Origin of the sequence: Microbispora sp. NPDC046933, assembly GCF_040644635.1 — a bacterium.
Classification (GTDB): domain Bacteria; phylum Actinomycetota; class Actinomycetes; order Streptosporangiales; family Streptosporangiaceae; genus Microbispora.
In genome coordinates, this window is the sequence record NZ_JBEYWW010000016.1 from 176840 (window position 1) to 194279 (window position 17440).

General features: G+C 71.8%; 16 protein-coding genes. 5 read left to right on the forward strand and 11 right to left on the reverse strand.

Features of this window, described 5'->3' with window-relative positions; all coding sequences use genetic code 11:
* Positions 1-3: 3 nt before the first annotated feature.
* Both ABZ857_RS22465 and ABZ857_RS22470 read left to right on the forward strand, forming a co-directional pair.
* A complete protein-coding gene (locus tag ABZ857_RS22465; RefSeq protein ID WP_179155579.1) occupies positions 4-501 on the forward strand; it encodes a DUF3145 domain-containing protein in 498 nt (165 codons plus the stop codon).
* 134 nt (positions 502-635) lie between these two features.
* Positions 636-1391 (forward strand): hypothetical protein, encoded by a 756-nt coding sequence (locus ABZ857_RS22470; protein ID WP_357045827.1) that lies wholly within the window; start codon positions 636-638, stop codon positions 1389-1391.
* A 212-nt stretch (positions 1392-1603) separates the two neighbouring features.
* Here the strand turns inward: ABZ857_RS22470 and ABZ857_RS22475 are convergent, their stop codons facing one another.
* The 10 genes from ABZ857_RS22475 to ABZ857_RS22520 all read right to left on the reverse strand — a co-directional run bounded on the left by ABZ857_RS22475 (position 1604) and on the right by ABZ857_RS22520 (position 12045).
* Entirely contained in the window at positions 1604-3022 is a 1419-nt protein-coding gene (locus ABZ857_RS22475; RefSeq protein ID WP_357045829.1) for a carboxyl transferase domain-containing protein, read from the reverse strand.
* A gap of 14 nt (positions 3023-3036) precedes the next feature.
* Complete coding sequence (fabF, locus tag ABZ857_RS22480) at positions 3037-4269, reverse strand: beta-ketoacyl-ACP synthase II (protein WP_357045831.1); 1233 nt, start codon at positions 4267-4269, stop codon at positions 3037-3039.
* 107 nt (positions 4270-4376) lie between these two features.
* Positions 4377-4616 (reverse strand): acyl carrier protein, encoded by a 240-nt coding sequence (locus ABZ857_RS22485; RefSeq protein WP_357045833.1) that lies wholly within the window; start codon positions 4614-4616, stop codon positions 4377-4379.
* An 80-nt stretch (positions 4617-4696) separates the two neighbouring features.
* A complete protein-coding gene (locus tag ABZ857_RS22490; protein WP_357045835.1) occupies positions 4697-5653 on the reverse strand; it encodes a beta-ketoacyl-ACP synthase III in 957 nt (318 codons plus the stop codon).
* Positions 5650-6546 (reverse strand): ACP S-malonyltransferase, encoded by an 897-nt coding sequence (locus tag ABZ857_RS22495; RefSeq protein WP_357045837.1) that lies wholly within the window; start codon positions 6544-6546, stop codon positions 5650-5652. The genes ABZ857_RS22490 and ABZ857_RS22495 overlap by 4 nt, the downstream gene beginning before the upstream one ends.
* 117 nt (positions 6547-6663) lie before the next feature.
* The gene (locus ABZ857_RS22500) at positions 6664-7830 is read right to left on the reverse strand and encodes a helix-turn-helix domain-containing protein (RefSeq protein ID WP_357045888.1); all 1167 of its coding nucleotides are present in this window, start codon (positions 7828-7830) and stop codon (positions 6664-6666) included.
* 179 nt (positions 7831-8009) lie between these two features.
* A complete protein-coding gene (locus ABZ857_RS22505; protein WP_357045839.1) occupies positions 8010-9671 on the reverse strand; it encodes a DUF2079 domain-containing protein in 1662 nt (553 codons plus the stop codon).
* 233 nt (positions 9672-9904) lie between these two features.
* Positions 9905-10378 (reverse strand): DUF350 domain-containing protein, encoded by a 474-nt coding sequence (locus ABZ857_RS22510; protein WP_357045841.1) that lies wholly within the window; start codon positions 10376-10378, stop codon positions 9905-9907.
* An 11-nt stretch (positions 10379-10389) separates the two neighbouring features.
* The gene (locus ABZ857_RS22515) at positions 10390-11553 is read right to left on the reverse strand and encodes a glutathionylspermidine synthase family protein (protein ID WP_357045843.1); all 1164 of its coding nucleotides are present in this window, start codon (positions 11551-11553) and stop codon (positions 10390-10392) included.
* 9 nt (positions 11554-11562) lie between these two features.
* Positions 11563-12045, reverse strand: a complete 483-nt coding sequence (locus ABZ857_RS22520; RefSeq protein ID WP_357045845.1) for a hypothetical protein — start codon at positions 12043-12045, stop codon at positions 11563-11565.
* Between the two features lie 182 nt (positions 12046-12227).
* On the opposite strand from ABZ857_RS22520, the gene ABZ857_RS22525 reads away from it, so the two are divergent.
* From ABZ857_RS22525 to ABZ857_RS22535, 3 genes are all read left to right on the forward strand, one after another.
* Positions 12228-13244: a PHP domain-containing protein gene (locus ABZ857_RS22525; RefSeq protein ID WP_357045847.1), complete on the forward strand. Its 1017-nt coding sequence runs from the start codon at positions 12228-12230 to the stop codon at positions 13242-13244.
* A 69-nt stretch (positions 13245-13313) separates the two neighbouring features.
* A complete protein-coding gene (locus ABZ857_RS22530; protein ID WP_357045849.1) occupies positions 13314-13772 on the forward strand; it encodes a WYL domain-containing protein in 459 nt (152 codons plus the stop codon).
* A gap of 234 nt (positions 13773-14006) precedes the next feature.
* Entirely contained in the window at positions 14007-14720 is a 714-nt protein-coding gene (locus ABZ857_RS22535; RefSeq protein WP_357045851.1) for a YafY family protein, read from the forward strand.
* A 748-nt stretch (positions 14721-15468) separates the two neighbouring features.
* On the opposite strand, the gene ABZ857_RS22540 is transcribed toward ABZ857_RS22535, so the two are convergent.
* The gene (locus ABZ857_RS22540) at positions 15469-17328 is read right to left on the reverse strand and encodes a trypsin-like peptidase domain-containing protein (protein ID WP_357045853.1); all 1860 of its coding nucleotides are present in this window, start codon (positions 17326-17328) and stop codon (positions 15469-15471) included.
* Positions 17329-17440 lie beyond the last annotated feature (112 nt).

The window sequence follows — 17440 nt, forward strand, 5'->3', positions numbered from 1 at the left end:
CCGGTGGCTGCTGCTCGTGGCGTCCTGTACGTCCACTCGGCTCAGCCTGCGCTGTGCCCGCATATCGAGTGGGCCGTCGCAGGCGTTCTTGGCGTACCCGTCGACCTGACGTGGACCGCCCAGCCCGCCGCGCCCGGGACCCTGCGGGCCCAGGCCGAGTGGGAGGGGCGTCCCGGCACGGCGGCGGCGATCACGTCCTCACTCATGGGCTGGCAGCGCATCCGCTTCGAGATAACCGAGGACGCCTCGCCGGGCGTCGACGGCTCCCGGCACGCCTACACGCCGACGCTGGGCGCCTTCACGGCGGTCGTCGGCGCGAACGGGGACATCCTGATTCCCGAGGACCGGCTACGCAACGTGATGCTGATGGCGGCCCAGGGGCGGGTCGTCCTGGAGGAGGAGCTCGACCGCCTGCTCGGCAAGCAGTGGGACGAGGAGCTGGAGTCGTTCCGGTACGCGGGTGAGGGAGCGCCGGTCCGCTGGCTGCACGCTGCCGTCTGACGCCTTTTTCTGCGGATCGTGATAACAATCCGCCCTTGCACCTTGTGAAACTGGCATAGAAAGTCGTCTTTTTCGCAGATATACCGGGACTCATTCACGTCCGCACCCCCCGACGCGGATCCGAGGAGGAGTCCATGAGCGTTCGTGCCCGGCGCCTGGCGATCGGCATGGCGGCGGCGGCGCTGCTGGCCGGCTCGGCGGCGCCCGCCCAGGCGGCCGCCGCCTACGACTACCACCCCAGCGACGCCGACTGGGCCGACTGCCCCCGGCTTCCGGCCGGTGCCACGCCCGACACCTGGAGCTGCATCTTCATCATCACCGTGGGCGGCTCGATCAAGCTCGGCTCGATCACCCAGGACATCAGCGAGCCCCTGCGGATCACCGTGGCCCAGGGCAAGCTCGCCGACGGCAGCACGGCGGCGGCGTTCGGCAGCGTCGCCGGCGGCCGGATGAAGGTGCCCGGCGGCCTCATCGGCAAGCCGTTCGAGGTGCCCAAACTCACCGATGTGTACGTGGAGACCCAGGGCACCGGGAAGGTCGAGGCCGGCCCGATCTTCCCGGGAGGTGTCGGCATCAAGATCCGGATGATCCACTCGCTGCTAGGCAAGAAGTGCTACATCGGGAGCGACGCCGCTCCGATCGTGCTGAACCCCGAGGTCACCTCGCTGGACCTGACCTCGATCGACGGGACGCCGGTCTTCAAGGTCGCGGCCAAGGACACGACGTTCGCCGTGCCGAAGGCGTCGGGCTGCGGCCTCGACTGGGGCCTGGTCAACACCGCCGTGAACCTGCGGGCCGGGCTGCCCTCGCCGAGCGGCAGGAACGCGGCCGACTTCCAGTGGTTCGTCCGCGGCAAGTCCTACCTGGAGCTTCCCGAGCTCACGTCCTGACCTCGGCCGCGTCCGCCCGGTCCGTGGCGTACGGGCCGGGCGGACCGGATCAGGCGAGGCCGTCCAGAGCGGCGAGGTCCACGCCCACGCGCAGGTAGACGAGGTCGAGCCGGGCCCGGCTTGTCGTCCAGCGTTGAGCAGTTGAACGCCCGCTCCCGGAGAACGCGAAAGCGCCGGTCCCCGGGGTGGGGACCGGCGCTCTCGGCGCGTCGTCAGAGCGGGATGTTGCCGTGGGCGCCCCGGGCCGGGGTGGCCTGGGCGAGCACCCTGGCGATCGCGCCGCGCGCCTTGGCCGGCTCGATCACCTCGTCGATCACGCCGAGGTCGAGGGCGCGCTGGAGGCCGCCCGCCGTCTTCTCGTGCTCCTCGGCCAGCCGGGCCTCGAGCGCGGAGCGCTCCTCCTCGGGAGCGGCGGCGAGCTCGCGCCGCTTGAGGACGCGGACGGCCGCGACCGCACCCATGACGGCCACCTCGGCGGTCGGCCAGGCGAACACGCGGGTCGCGCCCAGTGCGCGGGAGTTCATCGCGATGTAGGCGCCGCCGAACGCCTTGCGGGTGATCAGCGTCACCCTCGGCACCGAGGCCTCGGCGAACGCGTGCAGCAGCTTCGCGCCGCGCCGGACGATGCCGTCGTGTTCCTGGCCGACGCCGGGCAGGTAACCGGGCACGTCCACGAGCACCACCAACGGCACCCCGAAGGCATCGCACATCCGAACGAATCGGGCGGCCTTCTCCGCGGAGGTGGAGTCGAGGCAGCCGCCGAGCCGCATGGGGTTGTTGGCGATGACGCCGACCGTGCGGCCACCGAGCCGGCCCAGGGTGGTGACGATGTTCGGCGCCCACTTGGGGTGCAGCTCCACACCGGGCTCGTCGAGCAGCCCGTTCACCAGCGGGTGCACGTCGTACGCGCGGCGGGGGTTGTCGGGGAGCAGGCTGCCGAAGTCGACCTCGTCCACCTCGCGCATCCGGCCCTGGTGGCCGAGCAGGCAGGCGAGCTGGCGGGCCCTCAGCAGGGCCTCACCTTCGCTCTTGGCGACGACGTGGACGACGCCGCTGCGCTTGCTGTGCGGCTCCGGCCCGCCGAGCGAGGCCATGTCGGTCTGCTCGCCGGTCACGCTGCGCACGACGTCCGGCCCGGTGACGAAGATGCGGCCGTTGTCGGCCAGGATCACGATGTCGGTCAGGGCCGGGCCGTAGGCGCCGCCGCCGGCCACCGGGCCGACCACGACGGAGATCTGCGGAACGATGCCGGAGGCCTTGGTCATGGCGGCGAACACCCGGCCGACCGCGTGCAGCGACTCCGCGCCCTCGGCGAGCCGGGCGCCGCCGGAGTGCCACACGCCGATGACGGGCACTCGCTCACGCACGGCCACGTCGTAGGCGTGGACGATGTGCTCACAGCCCTCCGCGCCCATCGCGCCGCCCTGGACCCGCGCGTCGCTGCAGAACGCCACGACCGGCACACCCTCGATGCGACCGGTCACCGCCAGCACGCCGCTCTTGTCCTCGGGGGTGATCGGCCGGATGGAGCCCTCGTCCAGCAGGTGGCCGAGGCGCACCAGGGGGTCACGGGGATCGACGGCGGCCGCTTCGGCGGCGTCGGCCACCGTTCTGCTGTCCAGCACAGTCATTCGAGACTCCCTTGTCAAAACGTCGTGAAGGCCACGGCGACGTTGTGTCCGCCGAACCCGAAGGAGTTGTTGATAGCGGCGAGCTGGTCGCCCTCGAGCTTGCGGGGTTCGCCGCGTACGAGGTCGACCTCGATGCCGTCGGCCGGGTCGTCCAGGTTCGCGATGGCCGGCACGAGCCGCTCGTGCAGGGCGAGAATGGTGAAGATCGACTCGATGCCGCCGGCGCCGCCGAGGAGGTGGCCGGTCATCGACTTGGTGGCGGTGACGATCGCGTGGCCGCCGATGGCTTCCTTGATCGCACGGGCCTCGATCTCGTCGCCAAGCGGGGTCGACGTGGCGTGGGCGTTGACATGGACGACGTCCGACGGGGCGAGGTCCGCGTTCCTGAGGGCCCGGAGCATGGCCTCGCTGCCGCCCTTGCCGTCCGGGTCCAGCCCGGTGATGTGGTAGGCGTCGCTGGTGTAACCGGCTCCGGCGGCCACGGCGTAGATGCGGGCGCCGCGAGCCAGGGCGTGCTCCTCCGACTCCAGCACCACGATGCCCGCGCCCTCGCCGAGCACGAAGCCGTCGCGGCCCTTGTCGAACGGGCGGGAGGCGCGCTCGGGCTCGTCGTTGCGGGTCGACATGGCCCGCGCCGCGGCGAACGACGCCACGTTCAGACCGTGGATCGCCGCCTCGGTGCCGCCGGCGACCACGATGTCGGCCCGGCCGGAGCGGATCATGTCGATGCCGTAGCCGATGGACTCGGCGCCGGTGGCGCAGGCGCTGACCGTGGCGTGCGCGCCGGCCTTGGCGCCCAGTTCGATGCTGATCCAACCGGCCGAGCCGTTGGGCATGAGCATGGGCACGGTGAACGGCGACAGCCGGTTCCAGCCCTTCTCCCGGTAGAGGTCGTAGGCGGACAGGATCGTTCCGATGCCGCCGATGCCGCTGCCGACCACCACGCCCAGCCGCTCCCCGTCCACCTCGGGGGCGCCCGCGTCCTGCCAGGCCTGCCTGGCGGCGATCAGGGCGAACTGCTCGGCCCGGTCGAGCCTCCTGGCCTCCGGCCGGGGAAGCACCTCGCCGGGATCGACGGCCGCCACACCGGCGAACTTCACCGGCACGGTGTCGACCCAGTCCTCGGTGAGCGTGCGGATGCCCGACCGCCCCTCGAGGAGCGCCGACCAGGTCGATGCGACGTCTCCACCGAGGGGCGTCGTCGCGCCGAGCCCGGTGACTACGACACGTACCCGGTCCTTACTCACTTGTCTGCACTCCTCTTGCTGTCGGGGCGTGAAAGGGGCCGGACGCGCCCTGTCGCCTCGCCGGAGGCGGGGCGGGCACGTCCGCGCGGCCGTCGTACGGTGGGTTACTAGGCCTGGATGAAGTTGATGACGTCCTTGACGGTCTTCAGGTGCTTGAGCTGGTCGTCGGGGATCTCGACGCCGAACTCGTCCTGGGCCGCGACGGCGATCTCGACCATGGAGAGCGAGTCGATGTCCAGGTCGTCCACGAAGCTCTTCTCCGCGGTGACCTCGTCGGCCGGGATGCCGGTGATCTCGTTGATGATCTTGCCGAGGCCCGCGAGGATCTCCTGCTCGGTCAGTGCCATGTCGCGACTACTCCTTGGATTTTCTGTCTTCCGGGTTTCCTGGGTTGCCCCAGCTCTGTACGGCAGGCCGTACAAGTTCCTCAGGGGATCTCGATCACCTGGGAGGCGTAGGTGAGGCCGGCGCCGAAGCCCAGCAGCAGGGCCAGGCCGCCCGACTGGACCTCGCCGCGCTCGATCATGCGCGAGAGCGCGAGCGGGATCGACGCGGCGGAGGTGTTGCCGGCCAGCACGATGTCCCTGGCCACGATGGCGTTGTCGGCGCCCAGCTTGCGCGCGATGGCCTCGACGATCCGCAGGTTCGCCTGGTGGGGGACGAAGGCGGCCAGGTCGGCGGGGTCCACGCCCGCACGCTCGCAGGCGAGCTTGGCCACCGGGTGAAGCGCGGTGGTGGCCCAGCGGAACACCGTCTGGCCTTCCTGGTAGAGGAAGGACCTGCGGTCCTTGATCTGGATCGCCTCGGCCTTGTCGCCGGCGCTGCCCCAGGCCACCGGGCCGATGCCCGGCCGGTCGGAGGGGCCCACGACCGCGGCGCCCGCGCCGTCGGCGAAGATCACGACGGTCGACCGGTCCTCGCTGTCGACCCACTGGCTGAGCTTCTCGCTGCCGACGACCAGCACGTTGGTCGCCGAGCCCGACCGCACCGCGTCGGACGCGGCGGCCAGCGCGTAGCAGAACCCGGCGCAGGCGGCGTTGAGGTCGTAGGCGCCGGGGGCGGTGATGCCGAGCCGGTGGGCGACGCGGCCGGCGGCGTTGGGAATGGGGGCCTCGATGGTGCAGGTCGCCACGATCACCAGGTCGATGTCGTCGCTGGACAGGCCGCTGGCCGCCAGGGCCTTGCCGCCCGCCTGCACCGCGAGGTCGATCTCCGACTCCTGCGGTCCCGCCACGCGGCGTTCCTTGATGCCGACGCGGCTCTGGATCCACTCGTCGTTGGTGTCGAGCCGGGCGGCGAGGTCGTCGTTGGTCACGACCTGGGCGGGCTGGTAGCCGCCGAAGGCGAGGATCCTCGCCGCGGGGGCGCCTTGACCGAGCCTCACTTCAGCACCTCCCGGGCGGTGTCCAGGTCGTCAGGGGTCTTGAGCGCCACGGTCTTCACCCCGGGCAGGGCCCGCCGGGCCAGGCCCGTCAGCGTGCCGCCGGGCAGCAGCTCGATCATGGCGGTGACGCCGTGCCCGGCCATCGTCGCCATGCAGGAGTCCCACCGGACCGGGTTGGCCACCTGGTTCACCAGCCGGTCGAGGAACTCGCCTCCTCCGGCGACGGCCGCGCCGTCGGAGTTGGACAGCAGCGTGACCGACGGGTCCGCGGGCGTGAGGTTCTCGGCCTCGGCGCGCAGATGGTCCACCGCGGGGGCCATGTGGACGGTGTGGAAGGCTCCGGCGACCGCCAGGGGGCGCACCCGCGCCTTCTCCGGCGGCTCGGCGGCGAAGGCGTCCAGCTGCGCCCGCGTGCCTCCCGCGACGATCTGGCCCGCGCCGTTCATGTTGGCGGGCGTCAGCCCGTGCTTGGAGATCGCGGCCAGGACGTCCTCCTCCACGCCGCCGAGCACCGCGCTCATGCCGGTCTCGGTGACGGCGGCGGCCTTGGCCATGGCACGGCCGCGCTCACGCACCAGGGCGAGGGCCTGCTCGGCGGTCAGCACCCCGGCGATCGCGGCGGCGGCGAGCTCGCCCACGCTGTGCCCGGCGACCATGTCCGGCCGGACCCCGAGCGTCTCGAACGACGCCAGGGCGGCCGCCACCAGCAGGGGCTGGGCCACGGCGGTGTCGCGGATCTCGTCGGCGCCGGCGGTCGTCCCGTACGACACGAGGTCGAGCTCCACGATCTCCGACCACGCGGAGATCCGCTCGCGGAACTCGGGGATCTCGAGCCACGCACTGAGGAATCCTGGGGTTTGGGCGCCTTGGCCCGGAGCGACGATGACGAGCACGTACTCAACCCTGCCCTGTAGAGGTTCACCACACTGATGGAGATCCGAACGAACTTTGTGGCCGCCGTGTTGTGGGGTACCTACAGTTTCGGTGTCGAGGAGATTAAGGCACCCGGCTCAGGTTACGGACAGGCGCCCGAGTATGAGACCCACCTGGAGGGTGAATGCGGACCGTCCCTCCGTGGGCTGGTACCCGGTCAGTTCCGTGATCTTACGTAGACGGTACCGCACGGTGTTGGGGTGGACGAACAGCAGCCGGGCGGTCGCCTCGAGGGAGGTCCCCTGCTCCAGGTACGTCGCGAGCGTGTCGAGCAGCGGGGTCCCGGCGAGCGGTTTGTAGACGTTCTCCACCAGCTGGGCCCGGGCGTCCTCGTCGCCGTCCAGCGCGCGCTCGGCCAGCAGGTCCTCGGCGAGCACCGGGCGCGGGGCGTCGGGCCAGCCGGCGGCGGCGCGCAGGCCCGCGATGGCGGCGCGGGCCGACCTGGCCGCCGCGTGCAGGTCGGGCACCTCCGGCCCGATCACGACCGGCCCGGGGCCGAAGCGCGCCACCACACCGCGCGCCGCGTCCTTCACGCCGTCCGCGCCGCCCACGATGACGATGAGCCGGTCGCCCTGCACCCCGGCGAGCAGTTCGTGGCCGAGGCGCCGCCCCTTGTCGCGCAGCCCGTCGATGACGCTCTGCGGGTCCTCGTCGGGGGCGTACCCGGCGAAGACGACGACCGGCGCGGAGGTCCAGCCGAGCGCGGCGGCCCACGAGTGCAGCCCGTCGTCGACCTGGCCGCGCACCAGCGCGTCCACGATCAGCGCCTCCAGCCGCGCGTCCCACGAGCCGCGCGCCTCGGCCTCCCTGGCGTACACCTGGGCGGCGGCGAAGGCGACGTCGCGCGTGTAGCGCAGCATCGCGTGCCGCAGCAGCTCCGCGCCGCCGGGCGCGGCCAGCTCCTCGACCTGGGCCTCGACGACCTCGACGACGATGCGGACGAGGTCGACCGTCTGCTGGAGCGACACGCTGCGCTTGAGCTCGCGCGGAGCGGTGCCGAAGAACTCGATGCTCGGCGTCGGCCGCCCCTCGCCCGCGTGGCCGAACCACTCCACGAACGCCGCGATGCCGGCCTGCGCCACCAGGCCGACCCACGACCTGTCCTCCGCCGACAGCGCGCGGTACCAGGCCAGCCGCTCCTCCATCCTGGCCATCGCGGCCGTCCCGAGGCTGCCCATGGCCCGGTCGAGCCGCCGCGCCGTGTCCTCCCGGATCCTGTCGTCCTCCCGGATCCTGTCGCTCATCGGCACACCGTCTCCGGCCACCCGGGCGACGTCGTCGCCTTGCCCGTCCGTACGCACCTGACCGCCGTTCCACGTGCCCCGCTCGCTCACGCCCTCTAGCGTGCCAGGTCATCCGCGTGATCGTGCCGTACGGGGGCGTGGGCGGTGTTTCCGCACGTCGCGGCGGCGGCCGGCGGTCCTCAGGCGCCGACGCGGTGCAGGACGACGATGTCGTCCCGGTCGAGGCGCAGCTCGTAGCCCTCGTTCAGGTAGCTCTCCACCAGGCCGCGCAGGTCGTCGTTGATCGAGGCCACGATCCAGGGCGTGCCGCGCTTCTGGTAGTCCCACCACAGCACGGTCGTCCGGCCGGACAGCCGCGCGCCGAAGTCGTCGCTCGCCTCCACCACCACGCCGTCGGGGACCAGGCTCATGGCCTGCTCCCGGGCCTCCGTACGCGGGTCGGGATGGTAGAAGTCCGGGCTCATCAGGTTGTCGAACGGCCGGTAGGGGACCGTGGTGACCGCGACCGCGAAGACCGCGGCGGCGTAGGCCAGCCGGAGGCCGTGCCCGGGGCGCGGCACCCCGCGCCGCTCCAGCCACCGGATGAGCCGGGCGGCGCCGTCCACCCCGGCCAGCAGCAGGATCACCACCACGAACGCGTCGTAGTGCCAGCCGGTCGACCACCAGTTGTCCGAGTCGGCCAGCAGCCGCTCAAGGATCAGCGGCAGCGCCGCCAGGAACAGCGGGGACAGCAGGCACAGGAACAGCGCCGGCCACAGCAGCAGGCCCCAGGTGTCCCACTTCGAATGGTCGTCGAAGAGCATGGCCACGAACTCGTGCGGCCGTGTGACGGCGCTCCACAGCATCTGCGGCAGGTCCTCGCCGAGCTTCGAGTAGCGCGTGTAGTACGCCGGGTTGCCGCCCGCCGCGGGGATCAGGAACTTGCGCACCACCTCGAACACGGCCACTCCGGTGAAGGCCAGCCCGGCGCCGAGCCGGCGCTGACCGGTGAGGAACAGCCAGACGCCGAGGCCCGCCACCATCAGGCCGAGGTCCTCCTTGGTGAGCAGCAGGCCGAGCACCGCGAGCAGACCGGGCAGCCGCCGTCCCGCGTGCAGCCGCTCGATGGCGATCGCGCTCAGCAGCGGCACGAAGGCCACCTCGTGGAACTCCACCGCCGTCGCCTGCGCGATCGGCCAGGAGATCGCGTACGCCACGGAGACGAGGTAGGCGTGCGGTGTGCCCAGCACGCGGCGGGTGAACATCCACACGAACGGGATGGCCAGGGCGAACAGCACGGCCTGCGCCACGAGCAGCGTCTCGGGTCCGTCGTGCAGCCAGTAGAGGGGCGCCAGCACGGCCAGGATCGGCGAGAAGTGGTCGGCGAGCTGGATGTAGTCCATGCCGAAGCCGCCGGTGACCCCCCGCAGCGGCACCGTGGGCACGGAGAAGTGCGAGTATCCGCGCACCGCCTGGTCGAAGATGACCAGGTCGTAGGTGCTCACCTGGAAGTGGGAGAACCTGAGCAGGGAGAGGGTCCAGTTCAGGGCCGCCGACAGCGCGCAGATCACCGGCAGCGCGATCAGGTGCCGGTTCGACCTCCGGAACCGCGAGGCGGGGAGCCGGGGTGCCGCCTCGCCGCCCGGGTCACCGGACCGTTCCTCCGGGTCACCGGGCTGTTCCTCCGGTTCGACGGCGGCCGTGGTGCCGCTCTCGCTCGTTGCCCGGGTGCCGGCCGTGTCTCCGGGCTCCGCGACGGCCGTTCCGTCCACGGCGGCTGCCTCCAGAATGTCGTCGGGGTCGCTGCCTTGCCGGGGCGGCTCCTCCGCCGGCTGCCCCGGCGTCGCGGTCCCGGTGATCACGAGGAGGAGAGTAGGGCCTACGGTAGGGAACGGTCTATACGGACGTACCCGCGGAAACTCCCCCATGGATACGTCCACCGCTCCCACCTGGGCCTTCTCCCGTGGGCCGATGAATGTTTCACCGGCTCTCGCGGGTGCCCCGGTGTCGGTGGGTCGGATGACCCGCAGCGGAGCGAGGATCGTCTGACCGGCCGCTTGCGGGGGTCCGGGGGTCGCCCCCCGGTGTCGACGGGTCAGATGACGGCGACGGCGGTGATGAGGCCGATGAAGAAGTGCGTCACGCCGAGCAGGACGGCGGCGGGCTGCAGCGCGGTCTCCCGGACGAGCTCACGCACCGAGATGCCGGCGACCTTGTCGAAGGCGACCATGCCGAGCGTCTGCACGGCGATGCCCACCAGGCCGAACACGAGTGTCGCGAGCAGTCCCTCGCGCAGCGCGCCGCCCGACGACCAGATGGAGGCCGCCACGACGAGCCCGACGCCGGCGACGCTGGAGGCGGCCAGCACCGTGGCGTTGGGGTTGCGGTCGGCGCGGATGATCTTGCTGAGCCGCCCGGGCGTCGCCAGGTCCACGACGTAGAACCCGGCGACGAGCAGCAGCACGCCCAGGATGGCGTACGCGAGGATCGCCAGGGCGCCGTGCCCGAGCACGTCGGCGAGTGAGGTGCCCGCCGCGTCGGGCGGCAGGAGAGGCTCTGGAGTGGGCATGGGATTCGCTTTCAGCCGTGGATGCGGTGGGGGACGAAAGAGGAGGTGTCGTCGGTGACGAGGCCGGAGGTCTCCCGGATGCCGAGCCCGGCCGACTCGTCGTCGACCACCCACGCCCCGAGCACCGGACGCCAGCCGTCGAAGTCCGGCAGCGGCAGGAACTCCTGGTAGACGAAGCCCTCCGTGCCGTAGTCGCCCTCGGTCTCCACCTCGACGCCCGGTGCGGAGATCGTCATCGAGGCGCCCTCGCGGCCGAGCAGCGGCTTGCGCACGTAGCCGGGGCCGCCGGCCAGCTCGCGGGGACCGTCGAGGTAGGCGGGCAGCAGGTTCGGGTGGCCCGGGTACAGCTCCCACAGGATCGCCAGCAGGGCCTTGTTCGACAGCAGCATCTTCCACAGCGGCTCGATCCACGTCATCGAGATCTGCTGCGCGAGCGCGTGTGGCGCGAACGGCTCGGCGACGATCCACTCCCAGGGGTACAGCTTGCACAGCGTGCGGACGACCCGGTGCTCCATGTCGACGAACCGGCGGTTGAGCGCGTCCCAGCCGATGTCCTCCATGGCGATCGCCGCCGTGACCAGCCCGGCCTGCTCCGCGGTCTCCTGGAGGTAGCCGATGGTCATCACCTCCTCGCCCGTCTCGTCGGCGCTGGTCCACGCGAAGTGGGCCGGGCCCGTCTGGAGCGTGAGGGACTTCCAGCGGTCGACCAGGCGCTCGTGGATCGAGTTCCACTGGTCGTCTTCGGGATACACGTCCTTCAGCCAGAACCACTGCACGACGGAGCTCTCGACCAGGCTGGTCGGGGTGTCGGCGTTGTACTCCAGCAGCTTGGCCGGCCCCGTGCCGTCGTAGCGCAGGTCGAACCGGCCGAAGACGTGCGGGTCGCGCCGCCGCCACGACTCAGCGACGGCCGCACGGCAGTGCGGCGGGATGCCGAGGTCGGCGAACCGGTCGTGGGCCACGATGTGGTCGGCCGCGGCCAGGCACATCCGGTGCAGCTCCTCGACCTGCTCCTCCAGGGACAGGACCTCGTCCATGGTGAACACGTAGTGGACGCTCTCGTCCCAGTACGGCCGGGTGAGGCCCTCCGGGTGGGCGGAGCGGTGGAACGCGAGCCCCTGCGACTCGATGAGGGCGGCCCAGTTCTCCCTGGGCGCCGAGGTCAGCCTGCGCACGCCCGCCGCTCAGCTTCCGCCGCCGGAGTGGAACCCGAACCCGCCGCGCTGGACGACCCGTCCGGAGCGCGTCGTGATCTGGGCGTCCGCCGGCCGGACCGTCGTGCCGTGGTAGATCCGGCCGCCGCTGCGGGTGCCGCCGTAGTACCAGCGGTACGCGCCGTGCGAGCCGGAGTAGTGGCTGTGGCCGTCGTCGTCGTCGCAGTAGTCGTCGTCGACGACCACGTACGACCCGTCGGGGTTGAGCGTCGAGGTGTCCACGCAGTCCGCGCCGACCTCCTCGTAGTCGTCCTGGGCCGCGCAGAAGCCGACGACGAGGACGGACAGCACGCCCAGCGTGCCGAGCTTGATCGCGGTGGAGGACTTGATGCCGCTCGGGGGCGGTGACGTCCGCGGTCGCGGTGTGTTGCCCATGGCCATGGGATGGGTGGGCAGGGAGGAGCTGCCGGGTGGCGTCGTCTGCGGTGGGGGGCTCTCCCCGGGTTCTGCCAATCGGGCTCCTGCTGTCGAGATCGGCACACATTATCGTCTCGTTGGACGAACGGGACAGGCCGGGGCGGGGTTCCTGATCGGTCTGTTACCTGGTCGCAGCCGTCCCGGCCGGCCGTACGGGGACTCCGGCGCGGCGGCCCGCGGCTCTCGCCCTGCTGACGCTCCGGGGTAGCGTGCCGGATGTGGACCCCGTCGAGGCACTCAAGCGCATCGCCTTCCTGCTGGAACGGGCCGGCGAGCCGACCTACCGCGTGCGCGCCTTCCGCGGCGCCGCCGCCGCGATCGAGGACCTGCCGAGGGAGGAGCTGGTACGGCTCGCGCGCACCGGCGGCCTGACCGACATGAAGGGCATCGGGAAGGTCACGGCCCTGGCCATCACCGAGGCGCTGGACGGCGCCGTGCCGACCTACCTGCGGCGACTGGAGGACACCAAGGACGTCGACCTGGACGAGGCCGCGCAGGCGCTGCGGTCGGCGCTGCGCGGCGACTTCCACAGCCACTCCGACTGGTCGGACGGCGGATCGCCCATCGAGGAGATGGCCGACGCCGCCCGCTCGCTCGGTCACGAGTACCTGGCGCTGACCGACCACTCGCCCCGGCTGACCGTCGCGCACGGCCTGTCCGCCGACCGGCTGCGGCGGCAGCTCGACGTGGTCGCCGAGCTCAACGAGCGGTACGCCGGGGACGGCGGCCCGCCGTTCCGGATCCTGACCGGCATCGAGGTGGACATCAACACCGACGGCTCGCTCGACCAGGAGCCGGAGCTGCTCGAACGGCTCGACGTCGTGGTGGCGAGCGTCCACTCGCTGCTGCGGATGGACGCGGAGGACATGACGCGGCGGATGGTCACGGCGGTGGCCGACCCCCACGTGGACGTCCTGGGGCACTGCACCGGCCGGGTCGTACGCGGACGAGGGCGGCCGGAGTCGCGGTTCGACGCCGAGGTCGTCTTCGAGGCGTGCCGGAGGTTCGGGGTCGCGGTGGAGATCAACTCCCGGCCCGACCGGCTCGACCCGCCCAAGCGCCTGATGCGGCTGGCGTACGAGATGGGCTGCGAGTTCGCGATCGACTCCGACGCCCACGCGCCCGGCCAGCTCGACTGGCAGCGGTTCGGGTGCGAGCGGGCCGCCCTGTGCGGGATACCGCCCGAGCGCATCCGCAACGCCCGCCCGTGGGGGACTGCTGCGCACTTGGGGTGATAGTGCTGTGGCGTCCGAGTGAGGTGTGTTGGGCGGGTTTCGCCGGACTGATCGACGTAGCGTCGAATCATGAAACGCCACGACGCGCTGGTGAAGGAGCTGGAATCCGGCGGATGCCTGTCGGCCCGCGAGCTGGCCGCGCGCCTCGGGGTCAGCAAGAGCACCGTCGTGCGCGACGTGGCGAAGCTCCGGGAGGCCGGTGTCCCCATCCGGCTCGACCAGGGCGGGTACGCGCTCGCGGGTCCCGACGCGGTGAAGCGGGCCGTCGACAGGGCGCTGCGCGGGCGGCACGTGCTGCGCCTGGAGTACGTCAACAGCAAGGGCGTGCCCACCGTCAGGGACGTCGAGCCGAGCATCTGCCTGGGAGGCCGGGGCGGGCACTGGTACCTGGTGGCCTGGTGCCGGTTACGCGACGACGTGCGTGTCTTCCGGCTCGACCGGATCTCCTGGGCGGAGGTCACGGACGAGCGCTTCCCCGAGCCGGGCGGCGACCGCCTGGCCGAGCTCGCCGAGGCCCTCGGCGGCTGAGCCGGCCGTCCGCGGCCTCTCCCGCCGGCGCGGGGACGTGGCGTGCGTACGGCCGGAACCCCGGGCGGGGTGGCCGGGGCCGGGCGCGGCCGGTGCGGCGCGGTCGTGAGGACCCCGCGGGCCCGGGAGCCGGGTGGACGCGCGGTGCTCGGACGTCCGTGCTGACGTGCGTCGATGTGCTGGAGTCGAACGCGTCAGCGAGAAATGTCGGTGGGGTGGCCTACCCTCTGCGGGGTGAACCGTACCGACCGGCTCTACGCGATCGTCGAGGACCTGCGGGCGATCTCCCCGCGCTGCCGGTCCGCGCGGGAGCTCGCCCTGCGCTTCGAGGTGAGCTCGCGGACCATCGAGCGGGACATCTCCGCGCTGCAGCAGGCCGGCGTGCCCATCTACGCGGAGGTCGGGCGCAGGGGAGGGTACGCGCTGGACAAGAGCATGTCCCTGCCCCCGCTCAACTTCACCCCCGCCGAGGCCGTGGCGGTGGCGATCGCCCTCAGCCGCACAGAACAGCAGCCGTTCGCCGACGAGGCGCGCAGCGCGCTGCGCAAGCTCGTCGCCGCCATGCCCGGTCCCGAGGGGGAGCGGGCCCGGCAACTGGCCGCCCGTGTGCAGATCCTCACCGAGGACAAGCCGGAGTCCCGCTACACCGGATCGATCGGCCGGGTCATCGAGGAGGCCCTGCTCAAGGGCGTCGTCTTACGCATCCACTACGGCGACGCGCAGGGCGTGCTGACGACCAGGGAGGTGGAGCCCGGGGCGTTCGTCGGCGGGCGGACCGGGTGGTGGTATCTGGTGGCCTGGTGCCGGCTGCGCGACGCCGTCCGCGTCTTCCGGCTCGACCGGATCGCCGAGGCCGTCCTCACCGAGGAGACGGCGCCCGGCCGGCCGCTGGAGGCGTTCGACGCCGGCGTGCCGGACATGATCGCCCGGACGCCGGTGCTGGACTGATCGGAGATTCGAAAAGATGTTCGTGAAATTCTGGAAACGCCGACAGGGGGGTGTCGCCGAAGGGCGGGAGGCTCTGAACACGCGACGACGGACCGGCCACGGACCGGCCACTGTCCAGCAGCGTCTTCCCCGGCTCGTCACGCCGCCCGCCGTGCCGTCGCGTAAGGAGAGCGAGCGGCCCACGGGGGAGGCGACATGGGCGAAGGCGACACAGCCGAAGACGAAATGGACGAAGACGACCCCACAGCCCAAGACGACCCCACAGCCGAAGACGACGCAGAGAAAGACAACCACGATGACCACTTCCGCCGCCCCCGCCGTCAGCACGGCCGCCTGGTTCGCGATCGCGAGCGACGACATCGAGGGCGTCCGGCGGTTCTACGGCGCTTGATCTTCGCGACGGCCGGTGCCTGACCGGCCGGAGCGCACCCAGGCCGTCCGAACGCCCGCCGGGATCCCCTTTCCCGTGCTTCCCCCGCGGCGCCTTTCCCCCCGGGTCCTTCCCCTCCGGGCCGTCAGGGCGCTCGGACGGCTCTTCCCCGCCCCCGCCGGCCGGGTGGGGTCCGCCGGCCGCCCGTACGAGGTGCCGTTACGGGCGGCCGGCGGCGGCGCGTTGTCACGCGTCCAGTGACCGCGTCGCGGGGCCGGCGGCGGCGCGTTCTCACCGGTGCGGTGGTGTCACGAGGTCGGCGGCGGGCGCGGTGTCCGCCGGCGGTGGCGGTGGCAGGCGGCAGGCAGGCGCGCCTCGTCACGCCTCCGGCGGGCGGTGCTGCAACTGGCGGCGCAGTTCGGCGATCTCCCGCTCCAGGTCGGCGACGTCCGGCGCGTTGGAGTCGGCCGGGCCCTGGCCCGGTATCGCCTGCGGCCGCTGCTGCCCATAGGGCGAGGGAGCGGGACGCACGTACTGCGTCGCGCCGTCGGGCCGCTGGGGGTCGTAACCCCCGTCCGGTCGCTGGGGGTCGTAGCCGCCGGGGCGCGGGGCCTCGTAACCTCCGGCCGTCCGCCCGGGCTGGTGACCGTTGGCGGGCGGCAGGCTCTGCGGCTGCCATCCCTGGGGCAGCACCTGGCCGTTCACCGGCTGCCGGTCATAGCCGCCGACCTGCGCCGGGTAGCCGCCACCGCCGTTCCCCCCGGGGTAGGGCCCGCCATACGCGGGCGAGGGCGACTGGCCCTGTGGGGAGGCGGGGTCCTTCTTGCGCCTGCGCATGAGGACCAGCAGCAGGAGACCGCCGCCGACCACGATCAGGGCACCGGCGCCGATGGCGATCCACAGCCACATCGGCTGCGGGGTCTCGTCCTTGCCGGACGAGATCGCCTGCTGGGATTCGGTGATGTACTTCGCGACGTACGGGTGACTCGGGAACAGCGCCTGCACCTCGCGGAACTTCGGCAGCGCGTCCTTGTAGTACCGCTGGAAGAAGTCGTCGAGCGCCTCGTTGTACTTCGTCGTCGTCAGCGACGCGGAGGGCTTGACGTTCTTCTCGTTGAGCTTCTCCTTGATGATCGAGACGGGGAGCACGAAGCTCTCGTTCTCCGACGCCTCGCCGTTCTCGCTCACGGTGCCGGCGATCAGCATGCCGACGACCTTGCCCGCACGGCTGAAGACGGGACCACCGGAGTTGCCGTGGTAGGAGGGCGCCTGCGTCTGGATGTACGGCACGCCTTCCTGGGTCGAGCGCTTGGCGTTGTACGGCCCCTCGGTGAGCGCGGGGTCGAGCTTGGACTCGATGCTGAACCACGGCGTGTTGGTCACCAGGCCGGGGAAGCCGCTGATGTAGAGCGTGTCGCCGGTCTGCACGTCGGCGTCGTCGCCGAGCGGCACGGTCGGCAGGTTCTGCTGGCCGTTGACCTTGAGCAGCGCGAAGTCCTTGCCCGGGTAGCTCTCGCCGACCGACACCAGCTCGGCCGGGACCTCCTTGGCCGTCTTGTCGACGCCGCCGCCGGGCAGGCTCTGCAGGACCGACAGGCTCTTCTGCAGGCCGCGGATCTCCAGGTGGGTGCTGTTGAAGGTGACGTAGATCTGCTGGACGAGCTCGACCATCTCCTTGTCGGCCTCGAAGTTCCGCAGCGCGTTGATCATGTCCTTCGCGTCCTGCTTGTTGAACTTCTCCAGCGCCTGCTGCGCGAAGGTCTGCGACAGCTCCTCGTCGCTCATCTGGACGCAGTGCGCGCCGGTGACCATGTAGCCGTCGGGGGTCACCCACCAGCCCGTGCACATGCCGCCGACCTGCGCCTTGACGGTGCGCTCCGGGGCGACGGGCTGGAGATACCGGTCGACGTCGCCCGCCACGCGCTGGAAGAGGAACTTGGCGATGCTCCGCTCGTCGGAGGGGATCTTGCCGGCGAGCACGGCCTGCGTGGCCTCGTTGGTCAGCTGGTTCCACGCGGCCTCGTTGGCCTGGCTGCTCGGGACGACGACCTCGCCGGAGTAGGTGATGCTGGTGAGCTGCACGGCCGGGTGGGTGCGAGCGGCCAGCCGGGTGCCGACGGGGATCTCGTCCCCGGGGTCCGCCGAAGCGGGAGTGGCCACGACGAGCAGGGCGAGGGTCGCCATCGCGGCCATCCCCCCGGTCAGTCTGCCGAAGTATTTCCTGAGATTTCCATCCACGTCGGCAAGCGTGATGGAACGGTCTTGTTTCTTGCTTGGAGGTGGCTTGGGACCGGACGGTACCGCGCTGCAAAGCCGCCGTTCGCGCCGCTCAGGCGAGGTGAGGGGGCCG